General features: G+C 63.4%; 13 protein-coding genes. 6 read left to right on the forward strand and 7 right to left on the reverse strand.

Annotated features, from left to right (window positions below; genetic code table 11):
- The coding region (locus EN906_RS08510) for a radical SAM protein (RefSeq protein WP_127375135.1) at positions 1 to 1,378 on the forward strand (1,378 nt) is incomplete at its 5' end.
- Positions 1,379 to 1,386: 8 nt separating this feature from the next.
- Here the strand turns inward: EN906_RS08510 and argB are convergent.
- Complete coding sequence (gene argB, locus EN906_RS08515) at positions 1,387 to 2,280, reverse strand: acetylglutamate kinase (RefSeq protein ID WP_013528489.1); 894 nt, start codon at positions 2,278 to 2,280, stop codon at positions 1,387 to 1,389.
- Positions 2,281 to 2,439: 159 nt separating this feature from the next.
- Entirely contained in the window at positions 2,440 to 3,939 is a 1,500-nt protein-coding gene (locus EN906_RS08520; protein WP_127272326.1) for an amidase, read from the reverse strand.
- Positions 3,940 to 4,091: 152 nt separating this feature from the next.
- Here EN906_RS08520 and EN906_RS08525 point away from each other — a divergent pair, with 152 nt between their 5' ends.
- The 4 genes from EN906_RS08525 to msrB all read left to right on the forward strand — a co-directional run bounded on the left by EN906_RS08525 (position 4,092) and on the right by msrB (position 6,855).
- Complete coding sequence (locus tag EN906_RS08525; RefSeq protein ID WP_127267227.1) at positions 4,092 to 4,631, forward strand: sigma-70 family RNA polymerase sigma factor; 540 nt, start codon at positions 4,092 to 4,094, stop codon at positions 4,629 to 4,631.
- A complete protein-coding gene (locus EN906_RS08530) occupies positions 4,628 to 5,356 on the forward strand; it encodes an anti-sigma factor (RefSeq protein ID WP_127267218.1) in 729 nt (242 codons plus the stop codon). Before EN906_RS08525 ends, EN906_RS08530 begins: the two co-directional genes overlap by 4 nt.
- Before the next feature lie 225 nt (positions 5,357 to 5,581).
- Positions 5,582 to 6,139, forward strand: a complete 558-nt coding sequence (locus tag EN906_RS08535) for a fasciclin domain-containing protein (RefSeq protein WP_127267219.1) — start codon at positions 5,582 to 5,584, stop codon at positions 6,137 to 6,139.
- 212 nt (positions 6,140 to 6,351) lie between these two features.
- Entirely contained in the window at positions 6,352 to 6,855 is a 504-nt protein-coding gene (msrB, locus tag EN906_RS08540; RefSeq protein WP_127267220.1) for a peptide-methionine (R)-S-oxide reductase MsrB, read from the forward strand.
- A gap of 176 nt (positions 6,856 to 7,031) precedes the next feature.
- Here the strand turns inward: msrB and EN906_RS08545 are convergent, their stop codons facing one another.
- On the reverse strand, positions 7,032 to 8,630 hold the full coding sequence (locus EN906_RS08545; RefSeq protein ID WP_127267221.1) for a DHA2 family efflux MFS transporter permease subunit: 1,599 nt from the start codon (positions 8,628 to 8,630) through the stop codon (positions 7,032 to 7,034).
- A gap of 20 nt (positions 8,631 to 8,650) precedes the next feature.
- On the reverse strand, positions 8,651 to 9,847 hold the full coding sequence (locus EN906_RS08550; protein ID WP_127267222.1) for an HlyD family secretion protein: 1,197 nt from the start codon (positions 9,845 to 9,847) through the stop codon (positions 8,651 to 8,653).
- A gap of 132 nt (positions 9,848 to 9,979) precedes the next feature.
- Between EN906_RS08550 and EN906_RS08555 the strand changes: the two genes are divergently transcribed.
- A complete protein-coding gene (locus EN906_RS08555; RefSeq protein WP_027040117.1) occupies positions 9,980 to 10,714 on the forward strand; it encodes a TetR/AcrR family transcriptional regulator in 735 nt (244 codons plus the stop codon).
- A gap of 23 nt (positions 10,715 to 10,737) precedes the next feature.
- Here the strand turns inward: EN906_RS08555 and yihA are convergent, their stop codons facing one another.
- From yihA to EN906_RS08570, 3 genes are all read right to left on the reverse strand, one after another.
- Entirely contained in the window at positions 10,738 to 11,397 is a 660-nt protein-coding gene (yihA, locus tag EN906_RS08560) for a ribosome biogenesis GTP-binding protein YihA/YsxC (protein ID WP_024502094.1), read from the reverse strand.
- A complete protein-coding gene (locus EN906_RS08565) occupies positions 11,394 to 12,032 on the reverse strand; it encodes a CatB-related O-acetyltransferase (protein WP_164748689.1) in 639 nt (212 codons plus the stop codon). The genes yihA and EN906_RS08565 overlap by 4 nt, the downstream gene beginning before the upstream one ends.
- 123 nt (positions 12,033 to 12,155) lie before the next feature.
- Entirely contained in the window at positions 12,156 to 12,470 is a 315-nt protein-coding gene (locus tag EN906_RS08570; protein ID WP_127267228.1) for a hypothetical protein, read from the reverse strand.
- Between the last annotated feature and the right edge of the window lie 268 nt (positions 12,471 to 12,738).

A 12,738-nucleotide genomic window follows, 5' to 3' on the forward strand; every position in this document is an offset into this window, starting at 1 on the left:
CCCCGACTTCGTCCTGATCGGCCATTCCGGCTCGACCTCGGCGCACCCGACCGCCTTGCTGATCGCTGAGCAGATCAAGCAGCGGGAGCCGGCGACCATCATCGTCTATGGCGGCGTTTTCCCGACCTATCATTGGCGCGACATCCTGGCCGCTACCGATGCTTTCGACTTCATCGTGCGCGGCGAGGGCGAGGCGACCGTCGTGGCGCTGGTCGAGGCGCTGGAAATGCACCAGCCGCCGGCGAGCGTGGCCGGCATCGCCTATCGCGACGATCTCAGCCGCCCCTTCGCCACACAGGCGGCCATGACCATTGCCGACCTCGACGCCTACCGCGTCGGTTGGGAGCTGATTGAGCACTCGCGGTACAGTTACTGGGGCGGCAAGCGGGCCGTGGTCATGCAGTTTTCGCGCGGCTGTCCGCATCTGTGCAATTATTGCGGCCAGCGCGGCTTCTGGACCCGCTGGCGGCATCGCGATCCGGTGAAATTCGCCAGGGAGATCGCCTGGCTGCACCGCGAGCACGGCGTCGAGCTGATCAATCTCGCCGACGAGAATCCGACGGTCTCGAAGAAGGCCTGGCGTGCCTTCCTCGACGCCCTTATCGCCGAGAACGTGCCGGTGCTGATCGTCGGTTCGACCCGTGCCGACGACATAGTGCGCGATGCCGACACCCTGCATCTCTACCGCAAGGCCGGCGTCATCCGCTGGCTGCTCGGCATGGAAAACACCGACGAGCAGACGCTTCAATTGATCCGCAAGGGCGGCAGCACATCATCCGACCGCGAGGCGATAAGGCTGCTGCGCCTCAACGGCATCCTGTCGATGGCGACCTGGGTGGCCGGCTTCGAGGACGAAGGGTTCCGCGATCTGTGGCGCGGCTTTCGCCAGCTCATCGCCTATGACCCCGACCAGATCCAGGCGCTCTATGTGACGCCGCATCGCTGGACGCCGTTCTTCCGCATCGCGCGGGATCGCAAGGTGATCCAGCAGGATGCGCGCTTGTGGGATTACAAGCACCAGGTGCTGCAGATGACGCGGCTGAAACCCTGGATGCTGTTCTTCAGCGTCAAGCTGATCGAGCTGGCGGTGCAATCACGGCCGAAGGCGCTGGCCCGCATCCTGTTACACAAGGATCCCGAGCAGCGGCATTCGATGCGCTGGTACACACAGATGGGCCGCCGCGTCTGGTTCCGCGAGGTCTGGGGTTTTCTGGTCCGCGACGTCAGGGTGAAAGACGGCCCGACGCTGGCTGAATTCTGGGGCGCGCCGCAGGACGCCGAGGAGGAATCGATGACGGTTTCACGGCCGGCCAGAAAGCTCGCCATTCCCACCATCGGCAATATTGAAGATTCCGAGGCGAAAAAGTTAGCCGGCTGACGAGCCCCTCAGGGCACGATCAGCGTGCCGGCGCCATGTTCGGTGAACAGTTCCAACAGCACCGCATGCGGCGTCTTGCCGTTGAGGATGACGACGCCTTCGACACCGCGTTCGATCGCTTCGATGCAGGTCTCGACCTTGGGGATCATGCCGCCCGAGACCGTGCCGTCCTTGATCAGCGCCTTGGCCTCGGCCACGGTCAGTTCGTCGATCAGCTTCTTGTTCTTGTCGAGCACACCAGGCACGTCGGTGAGGAACAGCAGGCGCGTCGCCTGGCAGGCGCCGGCAATGGCGCCGGCGAAGGTGTCGGCATTGATGTTGTAGGTGTGGCCGTCGCGCCCTGGCGCCACCGGCGCCAGCACCGGGATCATTTCGGAGCGTGCCAGAAGATCGAGCAAGGTGCGGTCGACCTCGACCGGCTCGCCGACGAAGCCGAGATCGAGCACGCGCTCGATGTTGGAGTCCGGATCGATCATGGTCTTGCGAGCCTTTTCGGCGAAAACCATGTTGCCGTCCTTGCCGCAGAGACCGATCGCCCATTCGCCCTCGGCGTTGATCAGCGCGACGATCTCCTTGTTGATCGAACCGGCCAGCACCATTTCGACGATCTCGACCGTCTTCTGGTCGGTGACGCGCAGGCCGCCCTCGAACTTGGATTCGATGCCCATCTTGGCCAGCATGGCGCCGATCTGCGGGCCGCCGCCATGGACGACGATCGGGTTGACGCCGGACTGCTTGAGCAGCGCGATGTCGCGCGCGAAGGCCTTGCCGAGTTCGATATCGCCCATGGCATGGCCGCCATATTTCACCACGACCGTCTTGTGTTCGTAGCGCTGCATGTAGGGCAGCGCCCGCGACAACAGGGCTGCCTGCATTTCGGCGGTGGCGGTTATTTCCGTCATCGGTTTGGTTCCCGGCTTTTTATTTTAAGCACGTCGTTGTCCCAAAACCCCTGGACACTTTTGGGCGACATGCATCAGGTAAGGACGGCGGCGTCTTAGCGGGAATTGGCGCCGCCCGCAAATGGCTTTGCTGTCATATTCAAGCGCTTCACGACCTCGTCATCGTGTCGGCACCATCAGCGGCGCCCTGCGGTCCAGCCAACCCGAGATCTTCTCCATCTGCGCGGCGAGCGACAAAAGCGTCTCTTCGTCGCCCGGACGGCCGGCCGCCTGGACGCCGAGCGGCAGGCCGGCGTCAGTGACATGGACCGGCAGCGCGATCGACGGCTGGCCGCTGACATTCTGGATCGCCGGCCAATGGGTGAACCAGAGGCTCTTGTCCATCAATTGGCCGAAGAACGGCTTCAGCTTCAGCAAGGGTGTCAGGTGAAGCTTGTCGAGCAGGTTCTCGATGAGCTCGTCGGCGCCTTTGGGATCCATGGCGCCGCAGGCGAGCGGCGGGTGGGCAATGACCGGCATCAGCACGGCGTCGTACTGCACGGTCTCCGAAATCAGCTGCCGCGAGGCGGCATGCAGCCGCTGCAGGTCGGCATAGGTCTCGCCGGCCGACACCATTTCGCCGAAGCGGGCGAGCACCCGCGTCGCCCGCTCGATGTCACCGGTAACGGAACGGCCGACGCGCAGCGCTTCGGCCCGCATCGTGCCGGCGACGGCGGAGGCAACCGTCCTGCAGAAATCGGCGAAGAAATCGCGGCCGATAAAGGGCAGGTCGATCTCCTCGACCGTGTGGCCGCCCTCGCGGGCAAGCGCCACCGCCTTGTCGAGCGCCTTGAGCGTCTCGTCCGAGATCGGCAGGCCAAGCGGGGATTTGCGGTACACGGCCAGGCTGAGCTTGCCGGGGTCGCGCGCCGCGGCGGCCGCGAACGTGCCTTTCGGCGGCGGCGCGGCATAGGGCGACAGAGGATCGGACCCATGGGTGAGGTCGAGCAGCAGCGCGCAATCACGCACCGAACGGGTGAGCGCATGGTCGACGACCATGCCGTACCAGCTTTCGCTCACCAGCGGCGTCAGCGGTGTGCGGCCGCGCGACGTCTTCAGGCCGACAAGCCCGGTGCAGGCGGCAGGCACGCGGATCGAGCCGCCGCCATCGGAGGCATGTGCCACCGGCACTACGCCGGCTGCGACCAGTGCAGCCGCACCACCCGACGAGCCGCCGCTGGTGTGACCGGTGTTCCACGGATTGCGGGTGATGCCGAAGGCCCTGGATTCGGTCATCAATCGAAGCCCGTGCTCCGGCGATGTCGAGGTGACGATCGGGATAAGTCCGGCAGCGATGTAGCGGTCGGTCAGCACCGAATTGACATCGGCCAGCCATGCCGGAATGCGGCTGCCGCCATGCGTCGGCACGCCCCTGATGGCGATGCCGAGATCCTTGATGGCGAAGGGAACACCGGCCAGCGGCAGCGAAGGGTCGACGGTCTTGGCGCGGGCCCGCGCGGCATCGTAGAGCGGTTCGGCCGTGGCATTGATGTCGGGACGGGTGGCCTCGGCGCGGGCAATCGCGGCGTCGGTCAGCTCGACGGCCGAAACCTCGCCCTTGCGGACCAGATCGGCGAGGCCCGCGGCATCTTCTTCCCAAAGGATCCGTTCGACCGACATGCGCGCTCCCCCCATCACTGAGGGCAAGCTAGCCAGTGGCGATTCCATTGGCAATCGGTCGACGGACCCGGCTGGCGACACACAAAAGCTTAGGCGTGCACAAGGTTATTTCCGCCGTTGCAAATACATTGCAATCGCCTAACTTGCCGCGGATGACGCCGCAGGACATCACCAAGCTGATCGTCCGGACTTCGATGAAGGATCGGGCCGCGTTCGATCTGCTTTACCGGCAGACCAGCGCGAAACTTTTTGGCGTCTGTCTTCGTGTATTGAACGACCGGGGAGATGCGGAAGAAGCGCTACAGGAAGTCTTCGTCAAGATATGGACGAAGGCGGATCGTTTTGCCGTCTCCGATCTAAGCCCGATCTCCTGGCTGGTGGCAATTGCGCGTAATCATGCGATCGATCGCATACGAGCGCGGCGCAGGCCTGCCGCCGACATCGATGCCGCGCTCGACGTGGCCGATCCGGCGCCGGGGCCTGAAGCGATGGCGGTGGCGGGAGACGAATCCGAACGTATCCACCATTGTCTCGATGAGTTGGAGAAGGACCGGGCAGCCGCCGTCCGGGGCGCCTATCTCAAGGGCGAGAGCTATGCCGAACTGGCGGAGCGCCATGGCGTGCCGCTGAACACGATGCGTACATGGCTGCGCCGCAGCCTGTTGAAACTCAGAGAATGTCTGGAAAGATGACGCTGGCAGAAGACACAGGACCGGAACGTGGAGGCGACGACCTGCTCGCCGCCGAATACGTTCTCGGCGTGCTCGATGCCGACGAACGCCAGATCGTCGCCCGCCGCATCGATGCGGATACGGTTTTTGCTCGTCTTGTCGAGGGATGGGAGGTCCGTCTCTCACCGCTGGCCGCCGCCTACCCGGAAATCGAGCCGCCGGTTTCGGTGAAGACCGCGGTCGACCGCCGGCTGTTCGCGAACGCTGCCGCCGTGACCACGCCCGCCGAATCGCGCGGCGGCCTGTGGTCCAGCCTCGCTTTCTGGCGCGGCCTTGCCGCGGCTGCGGTTGCGGCACTGGCGATTTACATTGCCGTGCCAGTCCTCAACCCGCCGGTCGAGGAGCCGCAGGCGCGCCTCGTCGCTTCGCTGGCCGCCGAAGGCAGCGACGTCAGATATCTTGCCGTCTACGACGCCGCGCATCACGAAGTCGGCCTGTCGCATGTCTCCGGTGAGCGTGCTTCCGGCAAGGACTTCGAGCTGTGGATGATCGAGGGCAAGAACCCGCCGGTCTCGATGGGCGTCATTCCGACCGGTGCTACGGCACATATCGTCGTCTCGCCGGCGGCCCAGCAGAAGCTTGCCCAGGGCGCGGTGCTTGCCGTCAGCCTCGAGCCGTCAGGCGGTTCGCCGACCGGACAGCCGACCGGACCGGTGGTCGCCGCCGGCGACCTGAAGAGCATCTGACCGGCTCTTGGCGTCGCCAGACTCAAAATAGAGTACCTGAAGTGTATCTCCCACCTTCCACGCCCGTAGACAGCATGGTAGCCGGCAAGCGGTTGCGTGGCAAAATCTCTTCGGCATCCCGGATAAAATAAAAAATAAGAATATTTCTGAAACTCCCGCACTTCTGTTCCGTATCTCCTCGCGTCCCCAAAAATGGGAAGAGAAAAACCCGAGGAGTTTGACATCATGCGTAGATACGCCACCCTTTTGCTCGCCGGTACGATCGCCGTTTCGGCCCTTGCCACCGCTGCCTATGCCGAAAACCCGATGGTTGGCGGCGCCGCGATGTATGCTAACAAAAACATCGTCGAGAACGCCGTGAACTCGAAGGACCACACCACGCTGGTCGCCGCCGTGAAGGCCGCCGGCCTTGTCGAGACACTGCAGGGCGCCGGTCCGTTCACCGTGTTCGCTCCGACCAACGAGGCCTTCGCGGCCCTTCCGGCCGGGACGGTCGAGACGCTGCTCAAACCTGAAAACAAGGACAAGCTCACCAAGATCCTGACCTGCCATGTCATCGGCGCCAAGGCGATGGGGGCGGATGTCGCCGCGATGGCCAAGGCTGACGGCGGCGCCCACAAGGTCAAGACGGTCGGCGGCTGCGAGCTGTCGCTCAAGGCCGACGGCGGCAAGGTCACCGTCACCGACGAGAGCGGCAATGTCGCCAATGTGACGATCGCCGATGTCGAACAGTCCAATGGCGTCATCCACGTCATCGACAAGGTTCTTTTGCCGAAGATGTAACAAGGGGATTGCTGCCGGCGAACTGGCAGCAAGGGCCCTCCGTCGATTGCACGATCCCGCTACCGTGATCCGCAATTGACCCGCGCACTCCGCGCCGCCCATATTCGGATGTGGGAGGGCGCGGAGTGTTCGTTCGAGGGGGCTACCGTCACCGGCTTTTGATTTCCGCGCGGCGGTATAGTTTGGCAAAAGGACATCAGGAGGAACCGGTCATGAACCGTCGCGACTTTCTTTTGAGCGGTGCCGCCGCCATCGGCGTCGTCGGGGCCGCAGCAACGATGCTGCGCATGGGCGATCCGCAGGCAGCACAGGCCGCCGAAAAATTCGAAGTCACCAAGACCGACGCCGAGTGGAAAGCCATCCTGTCGCCGGCCGCCTTCGACGTGCTGCGCAAGGAAGGCACGGAGTATCCCGGCACCAGCCCGCTGCTCAACGAACACCGTAAGGGCATCTTCGCCTGTGCCGGCTGCGACCTGCCGGTCTATTCGTCGGAGACGAAATTCGATTCCGGCACCGGCTGGCCGAGCTTCTGGCAAGAGATCCCCAAGGCTATCGGCACGACCGTGGACCGCTCGCTCGGCATGACGCGCACCGAGGCGCATTGCCGCCGCTGCGGCGGCCATCTCGGCCACGTCTTCGACGACGGTCCGGCGCCGACCGGCCTGCGCCACTGCATCAACGGCGTCGCGCTGACCTTCAAGCCCGCCACAGCCTGACAAATTCCAACTGGATATGAAAAACTCCGGGCTTGCGGCCCGGAGTTTTTTGCGCGGTCAGAGCTTTTTCGGGCGTGGACTGGAGGAGCTTCCCGAAACAGCTGCCCACGTATCTCTGTCTTGTCGCAATTCCTGACGGAAAACCGCCTTACACTTTTCCTGGAATTGCTCCGGTATCAGTGGCCGCCGCCACCACCTCCACCCGCCGCCGCGGCCGGCTTGCGGATCAACATGGTGAACAGGCCAAGCGTCGCAAACAGCACCGTCAGCATGAAGAACACATCCATGAATGACAGCAGCGCCGCCTGCTGCTGGACCATGCCCGACAGCTTGGAGATGGCAGCACTTGTCGCATCCAGGCCGGGGGTTTGCTCGAAATTGAGCGTCATGTTCTGCAGCTTGGTCTGCGCGGCTTCACTGCCCCATTGCACATGCTCGGAGAGCCTTGCGTAGTGGAAGGCATTGCGGTCGATCAGCACGGTGTTGATCAGCGCGAGGCCAACCGCACCGCCAAGGTTGCGGGTGAGATTGAACAGGCCGGACGCATTCTTCAGCCGCTCGGGCGGCAAGGTGCCGAGCGCGATGTTGTTGATCGGCACCATGCACAGCATCATCGAACAGCCGCGCAGGATCTGCGGGATGAGCAGCTCGTTGAAATCCCAGTCGGCGGTCAGATGCGTCATCCACCAGGTGCCGGTGGCGAAGCCGAAGAAGCCGATCATCATCATCAGCCGCGGGTCCATCTTGTTCGACAGGATGCCCGAGATCGGCGCGGTGAAGAACATGGCCAGGCCGCTGACGAACAGCGCCTCGCCGATCATCATCGAATCGTAGCCACGGATGCGCCCGAGATACACCGGGTAGAGATAGGTCAGGCCGTAAAGGCCGATGCCGATGACGAAGGAAAACAGCGAGCCGAAGGCGAAGTTGATGTTGGTGAAGGCCTTCAGGTCGACGATCGGCTCCTCGGCGGTGAACACCCGCCAGAAGAACAGCACCGCGCCGATGGTCATGACAATGGCGCAGATGAAGACGCCCTGGTCCTGCAGCCAGTCATTGTTGGGGCCTTCCTCGAGCACATATTCCATGCAGCCCAGGAAAGCCGCCATGCCGGCGAGGCCCCACCAGTCGAACTTGCTGAACAGCTTGAGGTTGGGCTTGTCGAAGTCGATCAGCGTCCAGGCCGCCGCTGTCACCAGGATGCCGGGCACGACATTGACCAGGAACAGCCAGTGCCAGGACATGGCATGGCTGATATAGCCGCCGACAGTCGGGCCGATGGTCGGCGCCAACGTCGCCACCAGGCCGATCATCGGCGAGACGAAGGCGCGGCGCGAGGGCGGGAAGATGGTGAAGGCAGCGGCGAAGACGCTCGGTATCATGCCGCCGCCGATGAAGCCCTGGACGGCGCGGTAGACAATCATCTGGTCGATGTTGGTGGCAGTCGCCGCCAGCGCACTGGCCGCGGTGAAGCCCGCCGCCGAGATCGTGAACAGCACCCGCGTCGACAGCATCCGGCTGAGGAAGCCCGACAGCGGGATCATCACCACTTCGGCGATCAGATAGGCGGTCTGCACCCACGGGATTTCGTCGGAGCTGGCGCTCAGGCCGGCCTGGATTTCCGACAGCGAGGCGGAGACGATCTGGATATCGAGGATGGCCATGAACATGCCGAACACCATCGCCAGGAAGGCGATGACGCGCCGCGTCGAAATGGTGTCAGGCACAGCCGGCCTCGCCGGCGGCGCTCCTGCTGTCAGGGTTGCGGTTGCCATGGCATTGCTCCCGTCGCCGCTCAGTTCGCGGCCACTGGGCCCGACCCGGATGGGGCGGTGCGGCTGTCGACGTCGACGATGACGCTCAGGCCGGCGCGCAGTTTGCCGCTCTTCAGGACATCTGCGGGCACATCGATGCGGACCGGAACGCGCTGCACGACCTTGGTGAAGTTGCCGGTGGCGTTTTCGGGCGGCAGCAGCGAGAACACGGCACCCGAAGCCGGCGCCAGCGACGAGACGGTTCCCTCGAAGTCCTGGCCGTCGGTCGCATCGACCGAGATCTTCACCTTCTCTCCGGGCACCAGCCGGGCAAGCTGCGTCTCCTTGAAGTTGGCGACGATGTAGAGCTTGTCCATCGGCACGATGACGGCGAGCTTCTGGCCGGGGCTGACAAGGTCGCCCTGTTCGACCGAGCGGTTGCCGACGATGCCGTCATAAGGCGCCTTGAGCACGGTGAAGGAAAGATCGCGCAGCGCCTTGTCATGGCTGAGCTGCAGGGACGCCAGCGTGCTCGCCGATTCCGCGCGTTGCGCCTGCAGCACGCCGATATTGGCCTGCGCGGCGGCGATCGTCGCGTCGGCGCCGACAAGGGCGGCATCGGCCTGCTGGACCGCCGTCTGGGCGTCGTCCAGCTGCGCCTGCGTGCCGACATGGGTCTTGAGCAGCTGCGAGGCGCGCGCCGCGACCTTGGCCGCATTGTCGGCCGCGGCCTGATCGGCGACCTTCTGCGCCTGCGCCTGCTGCAGCGAGGCGCGCGCTGCTTCAGTCTGGGCGTCGATACGGTCGAGCGTCTTGCTCAAGGTGGCGATCTGCGCCTCGGCCTGGGCGACGGCAATCTTGTAATCGCCGTCATCGACGACGAGCAGCGGATCGCCGGCCTTGACCTGCTGGTTCTCGCTGACCTTGACCTGATCGACATAGCCGGAAATCTTGGGCGAGATGAACGCCATGTCCGCCTGGACATAGGCATCGTCCGTCGAGATCATGAAGCGGCCCGTGGTCCAGTAATCGTAACCATACCAGGCGCCGGCGCCCAGCAAGGCGACGCCGATGACCGGCAGCAGGAAGGAACGCACCGAACGCTTCTTCTTGGCCGGAGCCTCTGCCGGTGGCGACGAGACCGGCTGGACAGGCACTTCCGGAGCTTCCGTCGCCGGCGCAACCTTGGCGTTGGGAAAGGGACGGACTTCGGCAGTGGTCGGCGCGTTCGAGGACATGACATCTCTCTAAAGTTATAATATAATACTGAACCGTTCGGTTCGATCCGGCCGTTGACATAGCGCGTAAACAGGACCATATCAAGGGCAATCGAACCGCTTGGTTCGAATTATTTTCGAGGTGTGACTTTCATGGCCGAGACCCCGCCCAATGTCGAAAACGAGTCGTGCGACGACCTGTTGGAAAGCTTGCGTCGTGGCCGCCCGGCCGCGGGGCAGGATCCGGTCAAGCGCAGCCAGATCATCGACGGCGCCCGTCGTGTCTTCATCGACAAGGGCTTCGAAGCCGCCTCGATGAACGACATCACCCGCGAGGCCGGTGTCTCCAAGGGTACGATCTACGTCTATTTCGCCAACAAAGAAGAGCTGTTCGAAGCGCTGATCGAGGAAGAGCGCGGCACCATCTTCAAGAACATGTATGACGTGCTGGACAATGCCGACAACCTGCGCGAGACGCTGGTGAAGTTCGGCAAGGTGCTGGCCCTCAAGATCACGTCGGCCAAGGTGATCCAGGCGCAGCGCACGGTGATCGGTGCATCCGACCGGATACCCGACATGGGCGCGCGGTTTTACGAGCGCGGTCCCAAGCGTGGCCACGACAAGGTCGCGGCCTTTCTCAATGCTGCCATCGAGCGCGACCTGCTGCGCATCGACGATGTCGATCTTGCCGCCTATCAGTTCACCGAACTGTGCCTGGCCGGTCTGTTCCGCCAGTGCATCTTCGCCTACCGCACCAAAGCCCCGACCCAGGACGAGATCGACCGCATCGTCAGGTCAGGCGTCAGCATGTTCCTCAAGGCATACGGCACCGAAAGGCTTGTGGCGGAAGAAGGCCACCAGACGATTGCTATCGAGGCCAAGCCGTAGGCCATGCTCTAAGCTGTGGATGCTTAGCCGCCATTGGCGGCAAGCACGATGGCCGCCTGCAATTCCTGGAGGCCCTCGGCCTTTTCAGAAGAGGTGGCCAGTACGAACGGGAACGCCGCCGGCCGCTTCTTGATCTTTGCCAGCGTCTCCTCGATCAGCCTCGGCACGCCGGCAGTCTTGATCTTGTCGGTCTTGGTCAGCACGATCTGGTAGGACACCGCCGCCTTGTCGAGCAGCGACAGCACTTCGTCGTCCTTGGCCTTGATGCCGTGGCGGGCGTCGATCAGCACATAGACGCGCTTCAGCGTGACGCGGCCCTTGAGATAGTCGAAGACCAGCTTGGTCCACTCGTCGACCTTCTCCTTCGGCGCGGTGGCATAGCCATAGCCGGGCATGTCGACCAGCGCCAAGGGCGGCAGGTCGGCGCCCTCACCCGAAAATCCGTCCGGCACGAAATAGTTGAGCTCCTGCGTGCGCCCCGGCGTGTTGGAGGTGCGCGCCAGCCCCTTCTGGTTGACCAGCGCGTTGATCAGCGACGACTTGCCGACATTCGAGCGGCCGGCAAAGGCGATTTCCGGCGGCCCTTCCGGCGGCAGGAATTTCATGGCCGGCACGCCGCGGATGAAGATCCACCCCCGCGTAAACAGTTCGGTGCCGATTATGCTGCTGTTCAGAGCGTTCAAGCTGCTGCCTCCAGAAGAGAAATATCGGCGCCCCGGATAGCATCGAGGTTGCGACTGACCTTGTCCACCGGCCAGTCCCACCACGCCACCGCCAGCAGCCGCCTGATTGTCCGGTCGTCGAAACGCATCTTCACCACCTTGGCCGCATTGCCGGCGACGATCGCATAGGGCGGCACGTCGTGCGTCACCACCGATTTCGCGGCGATGATGGCGCCGTGGCCGATTTCCACCCCGGGCAAGATCACCGCCTCCATGCCGATCCAGACGTCGCTGCCGACAATGGTGTCGCCGCGCACTTCCTTCGACCACGTCGCCGGGTCAAAACCCTTTTCCCAGCCATGGCCAAAGATATTGAACGGATAGGTCGAAAAGCCGGACATAGCATGGTTGGCGCCGTTCATGATGAAGCGCGCGCCCTCGGCGATGGCGCAGAACCGACCGATGATCAGCTTGTCGCCGATGAAGGGATAGTGGTGCAGCACGCATTTCTCGGCGAATTTATCCGGCCCGTCGGGGTCGTCATAATAGGTGAAGTCGCCGATCTCGATGTTCGGCGCATTCACCAGTCCCTTGAGGAAGCCGACGCGGGTATGCATCGGGATCGGGTGCTTGATGTCTGGGTTGGGTCCGTCCATGTCGAAATCCGTCAGAGAAATGGCAGCCAGGCACATCCGAAACTCGATGCGCCCGTTCAAAATAGCGTGATCCGCCCTATAGCACCAATCGGGCGACGAGCGAGCTTTCCTTGACGGCCTTGCTCATTTGCCGCCGCGGCAGATCACGATCGGATCGGACATTGCGCTGTCGAAACCGCTGCCCTGATAGACGGTGACGTTCGCCGCGCCGGGCGGCAGCATGAAGCTGCCTTCGACGATTTTCTGGTCTCCGGCCGGCATGTGGAGAGCCCAGCTATAGGTGCAAAACTGAGGCGGCGCCTGGGGTTCGACGTGGCTGCAGTTCAATTGCGCGCCACCCAGCATGGCGGCGCCGCCGCAGCTGACGGCGTCCTTTGCGAGCGCAATGCCAGGCCATCCCGCGATGGCCGCCACGGTCACGATCTTCAGCCAATTCATCGTCCCATCCTTGCCCGGCAACAGCCTGCTACCTGAGCCTTTTTATGGTGTCGCAGCACATGCGTCATTTTTTCCAGGCGGGCTTAGTCCGTCTTGCGCACCGCGTCCAGCGGGATTATGTGCATGATGATAATAAGCATGCTCACTAAAAGTTGCGCCTTAGAACCTCAGTACCTTCCATGCCATCGTCACCCAACATCAGCTTCGTGCTGCACGATGTCGCGCGCCTGCTTCGAAAGCGGTTCGAGCAGAGGTCGCGGGCATCGGG

This window comes from Mesorhizobium sp. M7A.F.Ca.CA.004.06.1.1, from assembly GCF_003999135.1.
GTDB lineage: Bacteria > Pseudomonadota > Alphaproteobacteria > Rhizobiales > Rhizobiaceae > Mesorhizobium.